Below are 18078 nucleotides of genomic sequence, written 5' to 3'. Positions count from 1 at the left end.
TGCCCTGGCCTATCCGAAGCGCACGCTGCCGAGTTTCCCCGGCGAGGTGAGCGTCTTCAGGCCCGCGGCCATGTCCTTGAGTTTGTCGGTTGTATAAACGTCGTAGTAGGCCTGGTTGCGGCGGCCTATCGCATGTTCCGCGCTGAAACTGCCGTGATACTCCTCGACCGCCACGGCGAAAACCCATTCTCTCAAACGCTGCTCGAATGTCGGATCGCTGAGCATCGCGCTGTCCTTCGGCACCACGAGATTGAAGTGTACACCACCATCGCCGATATGGCCGAAGTCGCAGACGGTGACATCAGGAAACCTCGTCGGCATTTCGGCCTTCATATGGTCGCAGAAGGCCATGATGTCACCCCTGCGGAAGGAGACGTCGAAGGCGATCAGCTTGCCCAGGTGTTTCACACCTTCCGAAAGTGCGTGGCGCAGCGCCCAGACCTCATGCGGCGGGCCGACGAACGCGTCGGCGAGCGGTGCCGTCTCCATCTCCCAGATCTCGGCCAGCACCGTTTCAAGCACGGCGTCGAGCGATTGCTCGCCTTCGCGTGGGGCCCAGGTGCGGCTGATTTCCGCGAGAATGACGTATTCAGGGACGTGTCCGCCCTGGAACGGGTTCTTCAGCGAAGGCACATGCGCGAACGCCGCCTTGACGGCGTTGCTCGACATGCCCTCGAAGGCCGAGAGGTAGGCGCCGAGCCGCTCTTCCATGGCGCGCAGCAGCGGCAGCACATGGGCGCCGCTTGCCGGCACCAGCAATGCGGTCGCCGTCTGCTGCGGCAGGCGCTCCAGATTGAGCACGCATTCCGTGATGATGCCGAAGGCGCCCGACGTGCCGACGAAGACCTGCTTCCAGTCGACGCCGGTGTTGTTCTTGCGCAGGTCGCATTGAAGATCGAGCACGGTGCCGTCTTCATCGGCGAGAACCACGGTGAGGCCCAGCGTGTTGCGGCGCACGTCGCCGTATTTCAGGAAACGCGAGCCGCCGGTGTTGGTGGCGATCATGCCGCCGATGCGCGGATCGGCGCCGAGATCGATCGGGAAAAACAGGCCATGTTCTTCCAGCCGGCGGTTGAGATCGGAAAGCCTGAACCCGGCATCGACGCGCACCGAACGATTGTCGAGATCGAGTTCGAACGCTTTGGTGAGGCGGTCGAGGCTGAGGATCGCTTCGTTGCCGGAACTATCAGGGGTCGAGCCCGAGACCAGTCCGGTATTGCCCGATTGCGGGATCAGGGCGATGCCATGACGCACGCAATAGGCAACGGTTGCCGAGGTTTCCACTGTTGTCGCCGGCCGCAGAACGACCGAAGCCCGGCCACGATCGTAGCGCGCGCCGGTCTCGTAGGCTTCCATGTCTTCAGCACGCGTGACCACACCCTTGTCGCCAAGGATGCCGGTCAGCGCGTCTATGTGTACCTGTTCAATCATCGTGAACGCATCATTCCGCAGCCATGGCTGCGGTCAAGGCCCGCAGGCAGCTTTCGATCGATGCCTCTTCGATGCCGGCATAGTGATCGAACTCGTTGAGCACTGTGGCGCCGAGGTCAATCTCGAAGCGCTTCTGGTTCGGGCTTGCGACAAAAGCCTGCTGCGCGCCGTCGCCGAGATTGGACTGGAAGATGCCTGCGGCGCTGACCGGCAGGAAGTCTTCGTAGACGATGGCGTCGAACTGCACGAGGCCGTCGGCGATCAGCGTGTTGATATCGCGGCGGTCGGAAATCCGGGTCTTCAAGCCCTTCTCGGTCAGTGAATAGCTGAAATAGCCAAGGCCGGCTTCGCGAATGCCTGCCCAGGTGTCGGGGAAGCTTTCGAAGGCTTTGGCAAGCGCGGCTTCATAGTCGCGGGCGTTGGAGCCGTCGGCTGCCGGGCGCACGATCTTGCGCGAGGCTTCCAGAAGCTCGTCGTAGAGCGCACGGCCCTTGGGAGTGAGCGCAATGCCGCGCTGCTCGATCTCGCCGAAGCGGGCGGTGTGCGAGCCGGCTTTCCAGTCGCCGCCGCCATCACGGAAGGAAACGGCCTCTTCCAGCGCCTTGAACGAGGTCTGGCGAAGCAGGATTGGGCATTTGCGGGTCGGCGGACCTTCGACGACGGCCTTCGGCGCGATGCCGAATTCGGGCATCAGCGCCTGGACCTGGTCGATATCCAGCGTGCGCGGCGTCAGGTGATTGATATGCGGGCCCTTGAACGACACGACGTCGGCGATCAGCCGGTGGGCGTCATGCAGGCGCTTGTACATGTCGGCGCTGACATTGGCCCTGTCGTGCCAGCGGAAGGTCTCCAGCACTTCGGAGACGAAACGCTCGGCGTCGGCCTTGTCGAGGCCGCCATCACGCTCGGCCTTTTCGGCGAGTTCGATGGCAACAGGCGTAAAGATCCGACGCTCGGCCAGGATCGCCTCGGATGCGGCGCGCAGACTCTCGTCCGCAATCAGGTCAAGGCGAAGAAGCGAGGTGAAGACACGGAAGGGATTGCGCTTCAGAGCGGTTTCGCCAACCGGGCGGAAGGCGGTCGAGTGCACCGGTACGCCGGCGGTCGAAAGATCGTAGTAGCCGACCGGGTACATGCCCATGACAGCAAAGACGCGACGCATCATCGAGAGTTCAGCAGGCGTGCCGAGACGGATTGCGCCGTGGCGCTCCTCGGAAATGCGATCAAGCGAATCCGTCGCATCGAGGCGCTCTTTCAGCGCCGGGTCGGCATTGAGCGTATCGTCGTTGACCTTGGCAACCAGTTCCATCAGCGTGCCGTAAGCAGGCACTTCCTCGCGGTACATGACCGACATGGCTGCGGAAAAGGCCGAACGGATATCATCGGCGGATACGAAACTATTCTCTTTCACTGGGGCTCGCCTCGCGCTATGGGTGAAGGACAAGGTCATTCTCATTTCGGATCATATCCAAAGGAAGCGGCCATTGATCGCGCTGCTTGTGACTATGTTGATGCGAGGCTGGAATGAAGTTAAGCCGCAGACTGGTTCCTGATGTTACGACGCTGCAGGCTTTCGAATGCGCGGCACGGCACGGCAGCTTCACGCAGGCAGCCGCCGAACTCAATCTGACCCAGAGTGCCGTCAGCCGTCAGATCAAGGATCTGGAGAACCAGCTCGGCGTTCTCCTGTTTGAGCGGGTGCGCCAGCGCGTCATTCTCTCCGAGGCCGGGCAGAAGTTCCTGCCCGAGGTTCGCCGCCTGCTCAACCAGACCGAAGAGCTGATGGTGCGGGCAATGGCCTCGGCGCGCGCCGACTCGACATTGTCGATCGCGTCGCTGCCGACCTTCGGCAGCCGTTGGCTGGTGCCGCGCCTGCCGGATTTTCTTCGCCAGCACCCCGATACCGTGGTCAATATCGCGTCGCGGTCGGCACCCTTCGATTTCGACGAGCAGAACTTCGACATCGCCATCCACTACGGCCAGCCGGTTTGGGCGCATGCCACCTGCAGCTATCTCTGCAGCGAGATCATCGTGCCGGCGGCAAGCCCGACCCTGCTTGCGGCCAATCCGGTGGCGACGCTGGAGGATATCGTCGGCGGTCCGCTGCTGCACCTGGCGACGCGACCCAAACTCTGGGCGCAATGGTTCGAGGCCAACGGCATGGATGGAAGGGGTGCCTATCGCGGTAACCGCTTCGATCAGTTCTCGATGGTGATCGAGGCGGCCACGGCCGGTCTCGGTTTCGCCTTGCTGCCCCGCTATCTGATCGAACAGGAGCTGGCAGCGGGAACATTGCGCATCGTTCTCGACCGGCCGATGCAGACGGAGAACAGTTATTATCTCGCGGTTCCGGAAGGCAAACTCGAAAACCCGATCAGTCTCGCCTTCCGCGAATGGATCACTGAACAGGTCGGGTAGGTTTCCCATCCTCGAACATGTTTCGACCGATGGCCGGAACCTTCCTGACGCCGTCGGCGTTTCGCGACGGACTGCTACCCAGAGATGCGCCGGGAAGGGGCAAAATTGATACATAGATTTGAGGTTGCCATAGGCGAGCGCGGACTATTGCGTTTTCGCCCGATGAGAGTGTGCGCAATTCGTCCAAACTTGCGCCGCCGATCCTTGCAAGCTGTTGGCACCACGGCTAAAAAATGCCACTTTCATGCATCACGCGGCCTTGAAAACCAATGCGCCGCCGGCTTTGCTTTCTCTGATGCCCAGTTCAAGGGCGGCGCCAGTTTCCGCCAGTTTCCGGTTTGCCGGAAAATGACGGCGGATGGGAGGACACATGACCGTGTCTAGCAACGCGCCGGCCAAGCCTGGAACTTCAGGACCGCAGCCAACCCGGCAGAACAACGAGAGCCGGGCCGATCAACCCCGGTTGGATTCAGAACCAGCACCCATGCCCCTTCACAACACGCCGACCTCCTCTTCTCGCGAACCGGAAGCGAAACAGATCGATTACAACGATTCGATCCGCTCGACCTTTTTCTCGATGGAGGATCTGCGGCAAAGCGGCGAGACCCTTGCGCTCAAGGGCGCACCGTCCCTGCCGGGCTTCTTCCCGTTCGAATTCCGCCCGCGCCACCGCGAGAATGAAAACGAAATCCTGAGGGTGTATCGGGCAACAGCGGCTGATGTCGAAGCGGGGGCGTCGATCACGCCGGCCGCCGAATGGCTGCTCGACAACCACCACGTGGTCGAGGAAGCGATCCAGGAAGTCCGCCGCGACTTCCCGCGCAAGTTCTATCGCCAGCTGCCCACGCTGTCCGTCTCCGGAACAGTCATTCCGCGCACGATGGCGCTCGCCTGGCTCTATGTCGCCCATACGCACAGCACGGTCTCGCGGGAAAGCATTACCGCGATGGTCGAGGGCTTCCAGAAGCACGACACGTTCAAGATCGGCGAATTGTGGGCCTTGCCCTCGATCCTGCGCTTCGTTCTCATCGAGAACCTGCGGCGCATCGCCATCCGCGTCGAGCGTTCGCGCGGCATGCGGCGCAAGGCCAACGACATCGCCGACCAGATCATCCGTCACAACGACCCGGAAAAGTTGCGAGCGCTGCTGGCCGAATCCGAGGCGCTTGCGGCGGACAATACCTTCGTCGCCCAGCTGCTCTACCGCATGCGCGATGGCTCGCAGACCTCCGGCTCGGTGATCGCCTGGATCGAGGAACAGCTCGAGAAGCGCGGCAGCGACGTCGAGGACGCGCTGGTCGCCGAGCAGAACCGCCTGTCGTCAGGCAATGCGACGATGAGCAACATCATCCGCAGCCTGCGCGAGATCGACGATACCGACTGGGCCGTCTGGTTCGAAAGCGTCAGCAAGATCGATGCGGCGCTGCGCGATGGTTCCGATTACGCCGCGCTCGAATTCGGCTCGCGCAACAAATACCGCGATACGATCGAAAAGCTGGCGCGCCGCTCCGGCCACAGCGAATACGAAGTCACCCAGATCGCCATCGAGATGGTGAAGGAAGCGGAAGCGGTGGCTGCAGTCGAGCCGCAGCTTCATGAGCCGAACGTTGGCTCCTTCCTTGTCGGCAAGCAGCGCAAGGCGCTCGAGCAGAAGATCGGCTACCGGCCGTCGGTGCTGCAGAGCATCATTCGCCTCAGCCGCAAGCTCGACTGGTTTGCGATCGCCGGACCGAACATTCTCCTGACGATCCTGGCGATGGTCGCCGTCTATGCCTTCGTCAGCCCGATGGATATTCCGAACGGCGCGAAGCTGATCATGCTTCTGCTGTTTGCGCTGCCGGCGTCCGAAGGTGCGATGGGTCTGTTCAACACGCTCGTCACGCTGTTCGTCAAACCGTCGCGCCTGGTCGGCTATGAGTTCCTCGATGGCGTTCCGGAATATGCCCGCACGCTCGTCGTCGTGCCCTGCCTGATCTCCAAGCGCGACCATGTCGACGAACTCGTGCGCAATCTCGAGGTTCACTACCTCGCCAATCCGCGCGGCGAGATCTCTTTCGCGCTGCTCAGCGACTGGATCGACAGCAAGTTCGAGGAAACCCCGGCCGATACCGATGTTCTCGACTATGCCCGGCGCGAGGTTGCCGAGCTTTCGGCGCGTTATGCCTATGACGGCAGGACGCGTTTCTTCCTGCTGCACCGCCGCCGCCTCTTCAACGAGGCGGAAGGCGTATGGATGGGTTGGGAGCGCAAGCGCGGCAAGCTGCATGAGCTGAACATGCTGCTGCGCGGCGATCGCGACACCTCGTTCCTCCAGGGCGCCAATACCGTGCCGGAGAACGTTCAATATGTCATGACGCTCGACGCCGATACGCGCCTGATGCGCGACGCGGTGACGAAGCTCGTCGGCAAGATGTACCACCCGATCAACCGCCCGATCGTCGACCCGGAAACACAGAAGGTGATTGCCGGCTACAGCCTGCTACAGCCGCGCGTGACGCCGTCGCTGACGACTGGAAGCGAAGCCTCGGCCTTCCAGCGCATCTTCTCGGCCAATCGTGGCATCGACCCCTATGTCTTCACCGTTTCCGACGTCTACCAGGACATCGCTGGCGAAGGCAGCTTCACCGGCAAGGGCCTCTATCACGTCGATGCTTTCGAGGCCGCGCTCAAGGGGCGGATCGAGGAAAATGCCGTTCTCAGCCACGACCTGCTCGAAGGCTCGTTTGTGCGCTGCGCGCTGGTGACGGACGTCGAACTCGTCGAGGATTTCCCGACCCGCTACGAGGTAGAGATGTCGCGCCAGCATCGCTGGGCCCGCGGCGACTGGCAGCTGCTGCCCTATATCTTCAACCCGTCGAACGGCCTGTCGATGCTCGGCCGGTGGAAGATGTACGACAATTTGCGCCGTTCGCTGATCCCCTGCGCCTGGCTCGTCGCCTCTGTCATGGGCTGGTACTACATGCAGCCGACCGAGGCGCTGATCTGGCAGATCGTGCTGATCTTCAGCTTGTTCGTCGCCCCGACGCTGTCGCTGATCAATGGCCTCCTGCCGCGCCGCAACGACATCGTCGCCCGTGCCCACCTCCATGCTGTGCTGACCGAAGTTCGTGCCGCCAATGCCCAGGTCGCCCTTCGCATCGTCTTCATCGCCCATGGCGCGGCGATGATGGGCGACGCGATCGTGCGTTCGCTCTACCGCACCTTCGTCAGCCGCAAGCTGATGCTGGAATGGCGCACCGCTGCCCAGGTGCAAAGTGCCGGGCATGGAAGCATCGGTGATTATTACAAGGCGATGTGGATCGCACCGGCGCTGTCGGTTCTGTCGCTGGCGCTTGCGGCGATTTCCGATACCGGCCTGCCCTTCATCGGCATTCCCTTTGCCCTGCTCTGGGCGCTTTCTCCCGCTGTCGCGTGGTTCGTCAGCCAATCGGCCGAAACCGAGGACCAGCTGGTCGTTTCCGACGAGGCGATCGAGGAAATGCGCCTGATCGCGCGGCGCACCTGGCGCTATTTCGAGACCTTCGTGACCGCCGAGCAGAATTTTCTGCCGCCGGACAACTTCCAGGAAACGCCGCAGCCGGTGCTGGCCGAGCGCACCTCGCCGACCAATATCGGCGTCTACCTACTCTCGGTCATGTCGGCACGCGACTTCGGCTGGATCGGCTTCGAAGAAACGATCAACCGCCTGGAGCAGACGATTGCGACCATCGACCGGATGCCGAAATATCGCGGCCACCTGTTCAACTGGTACCGCACCAACACGCTCGAAACGATGGAGCCGCGCTACATCTCGTCGGTCGACAGCGGCAATCTTGCCGGCCACCTGATCGCCGTGTCGTCCATGTGTCGGGAATGGGCGGAAGCGCCGTCGGCGCATGTCCAGGGCAGCCTTGACGGCATTGGCGACGTCGTCGCCATTCTTGCCGAGGTGCTGAACGACCTGCCTGACGACCGCAAGACCGTTCGCCCGCTGCGCCGCCTGATCGAGGAGCGCATCGTCGGCTTCCAGAATGCTCTGGCTGCCGTCAAGCGCGAGCATGAATTCGCATCGATCCGCGTGATCAATCTCGCCGTTCTGGCGCGCGACATGCACAAGCTGACCGTCAACCTCGACCATGAGGTTCGCACGGCCCAGAGCAGCGAAGTGACGAAGTGGGCGAACGCGCTGGTCACCACCTGCGAAGCGCATATTGCCGACGGCGTGTTCGATCTTGGCGCCATCGAAGCGCTGCGCCAGCGCTTGGCGGTTTTAAAGGATCGTGCTCGCGACATCGCCTTCTCGATGGATTTCGGCTTCCTGTTCCGGCCCGAGCGTCGCCTGCTGTCAATCGGCTTCCGCGTCAACGCCAATGAGCTCGACGAGGCCTGCTACGATCTTCTGGCGTCCGAGGCCCGTCTGACCAGCCTGTTCGCGATCGCCAAGGGCGACCTGCCGACCGAGCACTGGTACAAGCTCGGCCGTCCGATCGTGCCGATCGGCGCGCGTGGCGCGCTGATCTCCTGGTCCGGTTCGATGTTCGAATATCTGATGCCGCCGCTGGTGATGCAGGAGCGGCAGGGCGGTATCCTCAACCAGACCAACAATCTGGTGGTCAAGGAGCAGATCAATCACGGCCGCCGTCTCGGCACGCCGTGGGGCATCTCCGAAGCGGCCTTCAATGCGCGCGACCACGAGCTGACCTACCAGTACACCAACTTCGGTGTGCCGACGCTTGGCCTCAAGCGTGGCCTCGGGCAGAACGCCGTCATCGCGCCCTACGCCTCCATTCTCGCCTGCATGTACGATCCGAAGGCGGCGCTCGCCAATCTCGGTCGACTGCGCGAAGTCGGGGCGCTCGGCGTTTACGGCTTCCACGATGCCGTCGACTTCACGCCGACGCGCGTGCCCGAGGGGCAGAAATGCGCCGTCGTGCGCAACTACTATGCCCACCACCATGGCATGTCGATCGCCGCTGTCGCCAACGTCGTATTCACCGGCAGGCTGCGCGAATGGTTCCACGCCGATCCGGTAATCGAGGCGGCCGAACTGCTGCTGCAGGAAAAGGCGCCGCGCGATATTCCGATCATGAACGCCAAGCGCGAGCCGGAATCGCTCGGCAAGGGCCAGGACGATCTGTTGCGTCCGGAGGTTCGGGTCATCGAAAACCCGCTCGCCCAGGACCGCGAAACCGTGTTCCTGTCCAACGGCCACTACGCCGTCATGCTGACGGCAACCGGTGCCGGTTATGCCCGCTGGAACGGCCAGTCGGTCACCCGCTGGAAGCCGGACCCGGTCGAGGACCGCACGGGCACCTTCATTTTCCTGCGCGACACGACGACGGGCGACTGGTGGTCGGCCACCGCCGAGCCCCGGCGCGCCGTCGGCGAAAAGCTCCTGACGCGGTTCGGTGACGACAAGGCCGAATTCGTCAAGACCGTCGGCGACCTCACCAGCGAAGTCGAGTGCATCGTTGCCACCGAGCACGATGCCGAAGGCCGCCGCGTCATCCTGCTCAACACCGGAACGCAGGACCGCTTCATCGAGGTGACGTCCTATGCCGAACCGGTGCTGTCGACCGACGAGGCCGACAGCGCGCATCCCGCCTTCTCCAAGATGTTCCTGCGCACGGAGATCAGCCGGCGCGGCGACGTCATCCATGTCAGCCGCAACAAGCGCAGCTCAGGCGATCCGGATATGGAAGTGGCGCATCTCGTCACCGATAATGCCGGCAGCGACCGTCCGACCGAGGCGGAGACCGACCGTCGCCGCTTCATCGGCCAGGGGCGCACCCTTGCCGAGGCCGCCGCCTTCGACACCGACGCGGTGCTTTCGGGAACCGATGGCTTTACGCTCGACCCGATCATGTCGCTTCGACGTGTCGTTCGGGTTCCGGCCGGCAAGAAGGTCAGCGTCGTCTTCTGGACGATCGCGGCCCCGAACCGCGAGGCCGTCGACCGCGCCATCGATCGCTACAGGCACACGGAAACCTTCAATCACGAGCTGATCCATGCCTGGACGCGCAGTCAGGTGCAGATGCGCCATGTCGGCGTCACCTCGCAGGAGGCCGCAAGCTTCCAGATGCTCGGACGCTACCTCGTCTACCCCGACATGCACCTGCGCGCCGATACCGCAACGGTTCAGGCGGGGCTCGCGTCGCAGTCAACGCTCTGGCCGCTGGCAATCTCGGGCGACTTCCCGATCTTCTGCCTGCGCATCAACGATGACGGTGACCTCGGCATCGCTCGTGAGGCCCTCAGGGCACAGGAATATCTGCGCGCGCGCGGCATTACCGCCGATCTGGTGATCATCAACGAGCGGGCCTCGTCCTATGCCCAGGACATGCAGCACGCGCTCGATTCGATGTGCGAGAACCTGAGGCTTCGCGGCCTCTCCGACGGTCCGCGCCAGCACATCTTCTCGGTGCGCCGCGACCTGATGGAGGCGGAGACCTGGTCGACGCTCTTGTCGGCTTCCCGCGCCGTCTTCCATGCCCGCAACGGCACGATCTCCGACCAGATCGCCCGCGCCAATTCGCTCTATTCGACGCCACCGGTGAAGGGCAGCGAAAGCAACTTCGCTCTGCTCGCCGCCCCGCAGCAGCCGGCCGACGCCGTCGATGCGGAGATTGTCGGCGACGGTCTCGATTTCTGGAACGGCTACGGCGGCTTTGCCGAAGGTGGGCGCGAATATGTCGTGCGCCTGCGCGGCGGCGAGGCGACACCGCAGCCGTGGATCAACGTCATCTCCAACGAGCAGTTCGGCTTCCACGTTTCGGCCGAAGGGGCCGCCTTCACCTGGAGCCGCAACTCGCGCGACTACCAGCTGACGCCGTGGGCCAACGATGTGGTCGTCAACCGGCCGGGCGAAGCGGTCTTCATCCGCGACATGGCGAGCGGCGCAGTGCTGACGCCATACGCTGCCCTGTCGCGCAGCCGGTCGGTCGTCTTCGAGACGCGCCACGGACTTGGCTATTCGACATTCCGCAGCACACAGGACGATCTCGATATCGAGGCAGCCCACACGGTGCACCGGACCTTGCCGGCCAAGCTGGTCCGCATCTCGATCCGCAACCGCTCCACGGCTGCCCGCCAGCTGAAGGTCTACGGCTTTGCCGAATGGGTGCTCGGCAACAACCGGGCCCGCATGGCGCCCTTCGTTCTGTCGACCTGGGACGAAGCCTCCGATGCGCTGGTTGCAACCAACCCCTACAGCATCGACTATGCCGGTCGTTCGGCCTTCTTTGCTGTCGATGGCGGTGAAGGTGTGAGCCATACGGCAAGCCGTCGCGAGTTCCTCGGGCGGGTCGGCGGCATTCTGGTGCCGCAGGCCGTTTTCGCTGGCGCCGAGCTTTCCGGCTCGATCGATGTGGATGGCGACGCCTGTGCGGCGTTGGCGACCGATCTGGTGATCGAGCCCGGTGCCGAAAAGCAGCTCACCTTCATCCTCGGCGACGCCGACAACGACGAGCAGATGCGCTCGGTTCTCGGCGAGTTGCGCCAGACTGCGTTCGACACCGTCATGGACGCCGCCAAGTCCTTCTGGACCGAGTTCACCGACATCGTGAAGGTGGAAACGCCGGATGCGGCCTTCAACACCATGATCAACAACTGGCTGCCCTATCAGAGCCTTGGTTGCCGGATCATGGCACGCTCGGCCTTCTACCAGGCGAGCGGCGCCTTCGGCTTCCGCGACCAGCTGCAGGATACGCTGGCGTTCCTGATCCATCGGCCGGAACTGGCACGGGCACAGATCCTCAACGCGGCCGCGCGGCAGTTCGTCGAGGGTGACGTGCAGCATTGGTGGCTGCCGGGCACCGGCGCCGGCGTGCGAACAATGATCTCGGACGATGTCGTCTGGCTTGCCCATGCCGTCACGCACTACTGCGAAGTGACGGGGAACGCCGACATTCTCGGTGAGAAGATCGCCTTCATCACCGGACCGGCGCTCGAGGAAGGGCAGCACGACAGCTTCTACAAGCCGGAGATCTCGGACGAGATCGCCGACGTCTACGAGCATTGCGCCCGCGCACTCGATCTCGCGATCAAGCGCAGCGGCGAAAATGGCCTGCCGCTCATTCTCGGCGGCGACTGGAACGACGGCATGAACCGCGTCGGCATTGCCGGCCGCGGCACCAGCGTCTGGCTCGGCTGGTTCCTGGCGGGCACGCTGCGCGGCTTCCTGCCCTTTGCCCGCGAGCGCAAGGACAAGGCGCGTGTCAGCCATTGGGAAGCGCATCTCGCCACCTTGAAAAAGGTGCTCGACGAAGCCGGCTGGGATGGTGACTACTATCGTCGCGGCTACTACGACGATGGCGCGCCGCTCGGATCGAGCGAAAGCGACGAATGCCGGATCGATTCGATCGGCCAGTCTTGGAGCGTGCTTTCAGGCGAGGGTGACGAGCAGCGATCGCAGAATGCGATGGATGCGGTCATGGCCGAACTCGTCGATCCGGATCGCCGCATTGTCCGGCTGTTCACGCCGCCGCTTGAAAGAACCAGGCAGGACCCGGGCTATATCAAGGCCTATCCGCCTGGCGTACGGGAGAACGGCGGCCAATATACCCATGCGGCGACCTGGGTGGCGCTGGCCTTTGCCGAGCAGGGAAGGGCCGAGGAAGCCTGGCGTGTCTTCCAGATGCTGAACCCTGTCTCGCAAGCCCTCAGCCGCGAAGACGCGGACCACTATCGGGTCGAGCCCTATGTGGTCGCCGCCGATATCTATGGCGAAGGCGCGCTCGCCGGACGCGGCGGCTGGACCTGGTATACCGGGTCGGCCGGCTGGCTCTACCGCGCCGGCGTCGAGGGTATTCTCGGCATCCGCCGACATGGCGACAAGCTGGTCATCCGACCGGTGTTGCCGGAGGCCTGGGACGGCTACTCGGCGGAAGTGACGCTGAACGGCACGAAGCACAAGATTTCGGTCAAGCGCGATGCAAAAAGTCGCGAGCCGATCGTCAGCATCAATAATAGTGTCACAAAAAACGCGCATGAAGGCATTTTGCTGTAACTGCCGGTATTGAATGAACGTTGGAACCGGCTTTGCACCCGAACGGGCAAGGCCGGTTTTTTCTTGCTGATTTGCCGGCGGCACGAACCCTGACGGGCTCGTGCATCGATCGACGGCATCGAACGTGCGCTTGCCCCTGGGGCTAAGCGCATGTCCGGTGCCCGTTTCAACAGGGGTGGGGCAGGGGCGCCAGATCCCGGATACTAGACCGCATGCTGCAAAACACATTTGGGGGCGGCTCGAACCCGACGATATCCGCCCGCATGGTTCCCAAGGAGCGCGACACGCGCCTCGACGTGTTGAGGGCGCTCTGCCTTCTGACGATCTTCGTCAACCACGTGCCCGGGCAATATCTCGAATATCTGACCCACAAGAACTTCGGCTTCTCGGATTCGGCCGAGGCCTTCGTGCTCATCTCTGGCCTCTCCGTCGGGCTTGCCTATGGCGGCAAGTTCGTGTCCGGCGCATGCCTGGCGCTGACGCTCAAGATCTGGCGGCGGGCGCTGGCGCTCTACGTCGCCCATATCATGACCAGTATCGTCACACTGGCGATCTTTGCCGGCGGCGCCCTCTATTTCGGCCGGCAGGACCTGATCAGCGAGATAAACATCCGACCCTTCGTCGAGCAGACCGAGCAAGGCATCGTCGCGATGGTCCTGCTCGGGCACCAACTCGGCTATAACAACATCCTGTCGATGTATGCGGTGCTGTTCCTGATGCTGCCCGGCATCCTCTGGCTGAACGGCATCAGCAGCCGGCTGCTCCTCGTGTTTTCCGCGCTGCTCTGGCTTGTGGCCGGGGTGTTCAAGCTGGTGCCCTCCAACTTCCTCGACGAGGGCTACTGGTTTCTCAATCCGTGGTCCTGGCAGTTCCTCTTCGTCATCGGCATCGTCTCGATGACCGCGATCCGCCAGGGCGCAGTCCTGCCGCGCAGGCCGCTGCTGATCGCGATCGCCGCGATCTATCTCGTCGTTTCGGCGCTGTGGGTTCTCTTCTCCTGGTGGAACATCGACCTGTCCTTCGGTCTTCCGGCGGTGCTGACCGGTTTCGACAAGACCTTCCTGTCACTGACGCGGCTAAGCCATGTTCTCGCGATCGCCTATCTCGTCGCCGTCATTCCCGCCGTCAATCGCCTCGCCCGGCTCGATGCCGACCACCCGCTGGCGATGGTCGGCCGCCATTCCCTGCCGATCTTCATTTTCGGCACTATCCTGGCGATGGTCGGTCAGGTGCTGTTGTTCGTGACCGGCCGGAACCCGATCGCCGGCACGCTCTTCGTGATCGTCGGCATCGGCCTGCACTTCGTTTACGGCTACTATCTGGAATGGTTGCGGGGCGTCGTCAGCGCGAAACCGATGCGAGCGACATGATGAAACGATAAGGACGACCAAGGGTTTGCATCAAGGCTCGGCCGCCGGTTCAAATGTGTAGGCAGCCGGCCGCGGAACTTGGGGGCCCCTACCCTCGAGTTCGATCGTCTTGCCATTGGCGCGCAGGACAGTAATTCCGCCTGCTTCGCAGGGCCCAGAGATACACGCGGTACCGATCATCGCCATCTACTGCATGTTTCCTTTAATCTTATTCGATTGAAGGACAAAAACTGCAGCCATTCAAAGGGCTACAGCGACCTTTGCGCGTCTAATAAAGACGCCCGGCGTAGGCCGACGTCACTCAGGGTGCGAAGTCCGGTCGACACGACCATGGCGTCCAGATGCCCCGCAGGAACGCGAACATGAACCTCTTGAAGATAGTCAGTTAGCCCGGCTATGACGATTTGGCCTGACGTGTGGAGCCGTCCGATGACGACATGATCCGCATTTTCGATGTCGATCTTCGGCATCTGTTCGTGCAGTTCCACGATAACCGCAACATCCCTGTTCCGAGCAGTCACGACGACCAGCGCATCGTTGCCTGCAAGCATTCGGATCTTGAAGTCTTCGTCTGTCCAGTTCGATGGGAGATGTAGGTTGTTGGAAGCGTCTGCGAGCTAGAACTGATGATAATCAGCCATGACCCGACCATCGAATAAAACGGTCAATCGTGACCTACCTTCCGAAGGATGTTCGCTGGCCTTCGCTACCGCCGAATTCGCTGGCCGTTCTGACCGAGAACCCATGACGCCAATGGCGGCTGCATGCAGTGCCGTCCAGCAAACGACGGCGCAGTACTTGAACGGGATTGCAAGAGCCAAGTCAATGCGAGCGGCATGAACGAAAAAAGCCCCGGAGGGTCCGGGGCCTTTTGCATTGCGTGATCTATAAGGCGTCGGCTCAGGCCGCCGTGTGGCTCATGCGGACGTCTTCGTCCGTCAGGATGCCGCTGGCGCGAAGCAGGGCGGCGAAGCGGCCGTTGCTCTGGCTGAGCTCGTTGAAGCCGCCCATCTCGACGATCCGACCTTGATCCATGAAGATCACCAGATCGGCCTCGCGCACCGTCGACAGGCGGTGGGCGATGATGAAGGTGGTGCGGTCCTTGCGAAGCGCATCGATCGCATCCTTCACCCGAGCCTCGGTCTCGACGTCGAGCGCGCTGGTCGCCTCGTCGAGCACCAGGATCGGTGCGTTCTTGAGGATGGCGCGGGCAATCGCAACGCGCTGGCGCTCGCCGCCAGACAGGCGGTTGCCGCGTTCGCCGACGACGGTGTCGTAGCCATTGTTGCGGCTTTCGATGAAGTCGCTGGCGGCAGCCGCTTCGGCGGCAGCCATCACTTCGTCGAGCGACGCGTCGTCGCGGCCAAGCCGGATGTTTTCGCAGATCGAGCGGTTCATCAGGCCGGCGTCCTGGAAGACGGTGGCGATCGAGCGGCGCAGCGACTTGCGCGTGACCTTGGCGATATGGACGCCGTCGATCAGGATCTGGCCGTCACGCGGTTCGTGAACGCGCTGCAGCAGGTTGACGAGCGTGGTCTTACCGGCGCCGGTCGGGCCGACGATCGCGATCGTCTGGCCGGCCTTGGCCGTGAAGGACACGTTGCGCACGCCCTGCGTGGTGTTGGCGAAGTCGAAGGACACGTCGCGGAATTCCACTTCGCCCTTGACCGCGCCCAGGTCCATCGCACCGGCCGGCTCTTCGCGTTCGCGCACCGAATCTTCGAGCTGGAAGAAGTCTTCAAGCTTGGCGCGGGCTTCGAAGATCTGCGTAACGAAAGCCTTCATCTGGTCGAGACGGCCGATCAGCAGGTTGGCAAAGCCGATGAAGGCGATGACTTCGCCGACGCCGAGTTCGCCGCGCTGGACGAGCACGGTGCCGATGACGAGGATCGTCATCATCGAGATGGTCGAAGCGACGCGGTTGAGCGCGCTTGCCAGCGCCCACCAGTCAAGCACGGGGAACTGGGCGGAGATCAGGCGTTCGGTGAACTTCTTGAGTTCGCGCGTTTCGGCTTCGATGCGGTTGTAGCTGTGAACGACCGAAACGTTGCTGATGGCGTCGGAAACGTGGGAGAAAACCGTGTGATAGTGGTTCTCGACCGAGGCCTGGCCTTCCTTGGTGCGGTTCATGACAGCCTTGCTGACCAGCACATAGGAGACACCGAGGACGACGAGCACCAGCGACAGGCGTACATCCATCGCAAACGCGGTCGGGATGAGCAGGACGAGCGCTACCGCCGTTGCCAGATGCTGGCGCATGAATTCGAGCCAGAGACCGAACAGCGTTTCACAGGCGCGAAGCAGCGTATGCAGCGCGTTCGACGTACCGCGCTGGCTGTGCCAGGAGAGCGGCATCGAGACGATGCGGCCGAAGGCTTCCGTCAGCAGCGTGGCGCGACGGCCATGGGCCAGCCGATCCGCTTCGCGGGCGACGAGGACGAAGGCGACGGTGTTGAACACACCCAGGCCTGCCCACATCAGCAGCATCGGCGTTACTGCGCCTTTGGAGGAAATGGCGTCGATGATGCGACCAAACAGGATCGGCTCCGCAATCGTGATGACGGCGAGCACGACGTTGGCGAGCACGATCGCCGAGACACGGAACTTGTGAACCGCAAGATACTGAAGCGCTCTTGCATACACTTGGAACAATGACACTGTCTCACCCCTTCCGGGTACCGGATTTTGCGCCGCACCAAACATTCGTGCGGCAAATGCGTCACGCCTCAACACCTCCGGCCGTCGGGCACGAGGCCGCGATTTGCCGGCCGCCAAGGCCGCTCTGGGACGGTCATTTGCGATATTTTAGGAAAAACAGGAGCTTGAGGCGGTTTTGATAGCGAAACTCCGTTCGCCCGTCGTTGGGCTTGGCGAGAGTATTCATAGTCTGCTATCTTTTCCGTCCAATTCCGATTTCTCGCGATTTTCGCACAAGACCGGGCGTGGTATGTCGAATTATCGCGGGTGCAACATGAATGGCCCCTGAACGGTTCATTCATGTCCGGTTTCCGGCCCTCGCACACGTGTTCTACCTGGAAGGTGATCCATGAATATCACGCTGCTTGTGCAATTTCTTGCGCTGATCGAAGAGATGAAGACGCGCGAAGAAATCGTACCGGAGTTCGAACGGTTGCTCGACCGCTGCGGCTTCGACTTCTACGGGGTCGTCAGGCAGCCGAAGCCTCACGAAAACCCGTTGAGGCTGCTGCTCGCCGGTCGCTGGCCGGAAGGCTGGCCGCAGATCTACATCCGCAAGAAGTTTGTCGTGATCGATCCGACCATCCGCTACCTCGGTCACGCCCAGCGCGGCTTCCGCTGGCGCGACACACTGTTTGCCTTCCGTTCCGACCCGCATCGCAAGCGCATGGAAAGCATGATGATCGAGGCCCGCAACCACGGCCTCTATGACGGTTACATCTTTCCGGTGCACGGCCGCCGCGGCCTGTTGGGCAATCTCACGGTCGGCGGCCGCGTCGTCGATTTGAGCCCTATTGAAATCAGCCTGTTCGACCAGATTGCCAAGCGTCTGTTCTGGAAACTGCTGGAACTGACCGATCCGGAGATTTCAGCCGAACTCGCATCGCGTGTCGAAGTGCAGATGACGCGGCGCGAAATGGAAGCGCTCAACTATCTCGCCGACGGCATGACCTCGAACGATATCAGCAAGGTGCTCGATATTTCCAGTCACACAGTCGATTGGTACATGAACGGCATCCAGGAGAAACTGAAGGGCAAGAACCGTCACCACGTCGTGGCGATCGCCTTCCGGCTGGGGCTCATTTCCTGATCCATTTCTCTCGGATTTCCGCTCGACTCTGAAATTGCGCTTCATTCCGCGACCCGCTAATACTTTACTTCGCGGGTGCAGCATTT

8 protein-coding genes are annotated in these 18078 nt (G+C 62.4%); 4 read left to right on the top strand and 4 right to left on the bottom strand.

What is annotated here, in order from left to right; all coding sequences use genetic code 11:
- Positions 1-9: 9 nt before the first annotated feature.
- Positions 10-1431: an FAD-binding oxidoreductase gene (locus ASD52_RS31880; RefSeq protein WP_057226469.1), complete on the bottom strand. Its 1422-nt coding sequence runs from the start codon at positions 1429-1431 to the stop codon at positions 10-12.
- 10 nt (positions 1432-1441) lie between these two features.
- Positions 1442-2842, bottom strand: coding sequence for a VOC family protein (locus ASD52_RS31875; protein ID WP_025425245.1), 1401 nt, complete (start codon positions 2840-2842; stop codon positions 1442-1444).
- Positions 2843-2955: 113 nt separating this feature from the next.
- On the opposite strand from ASD52_RS31875, the gene ASD52_RS31870 reads away from it, so the two are divergent.
- The 3 genes from ASD52_RS31870 to opgC all read left to right on the top strand — a co-directional run bounded on the left by ASD52_RS31870 (position 2956) and on the right by opgC (position 14205).
- Positions 2956-3849 carry a LysR family transcriptional regulator gene (locus tag ASD52_RS31870; RefSeq protein ID WP_025425244.1) on the top strand — a complete coding sequence of 298 codons (894 nt, stop codon included), beginning with the start codon at positions 2956-2958 and terminating at the stop codon, positions 3847-3849.
- Positions 3850-4219: 370 nt separating this feature from the next.
- Positions 4220-12835 carry a cyclic beta-(1,2)-glucan synthase gene (gene ndvB, locus ASD52_RS31865; protein WP_057226467.1) on the top strand — a complete coding sequence of 2872 codons (8616 nt, stop codon included), beginning with the start codon at positions 4220-4222 and terminating at the stop codon, positions 12833-12835.
- A gap of 212 nt (positions 12836-13047) precedes the next feature.
- Positions 13048-14205 (top strand): OpgC domain-containing protein, encoded by a 1158-nt coding sequence (gene opgC, locus ASD52_RS31860; RefSeq protein WP_025425242.1) that lies wholly within the window; start codon positions 13048-13050, stop codon positions 14203-14205.
- A 248-nt stretch (positions 14206-14453) separates the two neighbouring features.
- Here opgC and ASD52_RS31855 read toward each other — a convergent pair whose 3' ends face one another.
- Together ASD52_RS31855 and ASD52_RS31850 are read right to left on the bottom strand one after the other, a co-directional pair.
- The gene (locus ASD52_RS31855; RefSeq protein WP_025425241.1) at positions 14454-14756 is read right to left on the bottom strand and encodes a hypothetical protein; all 303 of its coding nucleotides are present in this window, start codon (positions 14754-14756) and stop codon (positions 14454-14456) included.
- Positions 14757-15105: 349 nt separating this feature from the next.
- The gene (locus ASD52_RS31850; protein ID WP_025425240.1) at positions 15106-16863 is read right to left on the bottom strand and encodes a glucan ABC transporter ATP-binding protein/ permease; all 1758 of its coding nucleotides are present in this window, start codon (positions 16861-16863) and stop codon (positions 15106-15108) included.
- Positions 16864-17251: 388 nt separating this feature from the next.
- Here ASD52_RS31850 and ASD52_RS31845 point away from each other — a divergent pair, with 388 nt between their 5' ends.
- A complete protein-coding gene (locus tag ASD52_RS31845; RefSeq protein ID WP_057210879.1) occupies positions 17252-17992 on the top strand; it encodes an autoinducer binding domain-containing protein in 741 nt (246 codons plus the stop codon).
- Positions 17993-18078 lie beyond the last annotated feature (86 nt).

Origin of the sequence: Ensifer sp. Root142 (assembly GCF_001426785.1) — a bacterium.
GTDB lineage: Bacteria > Pseudomonadota > Alphaproteobacteria > Rhizobiales > Rhizobiaceae > Ensifer > Ensifer canadensis.
The sequence above is the reverse complement of the archived record's forward strand: the minus strand, read 5'-3'. Positions and strand labels throughout refer to the sequence as shown.

Bases quoted from the DNA above. Each gene is read 5' to 3' on its own strand.
- ASD52_RS31880 (WP_057226469.1), bottom strand. From the start codon at position 1,431: ATGATTGAACAGGTACACATAGACGCGCTGACCGGCATCCTTGGCGAC.
- ASD52_RS31870 (WP_025425244.1), top strand. From the start codon at position 2,956: ATGAAGTTAAGCCGCAGACTGGTTCCTGATGTTACGACGCTGCAGGCT.
- ndvB (WP_057226467.1), top strand. From the start codon at position 4,220: ATGACCGTGTCTAGCAACGCGCCGGCCAAGCCTGGAACTTCAGGACCG.
- opgC (WP_025425242.1), top strand. From the start codon at position 13,048: ATGCTGCAAAACACATTTGGGGGCGGCTCGAACCCGACGATATCCGCC.
- ASD52_RS31855 (WP_025425241.1), bottom strand. From the start codon at position 14,756: ATGCTTGCAGGCAACGATGCGCTGGTCGTCGTGACTGCTCGGAACAGG.
- ASD52_RS31845 (WP_057210879.1), top strand. From the start codon at position 17,252: ATGAATATCACGCTGCTTGTGCAATTTCTTGCGCTGATCGAAGAGATG.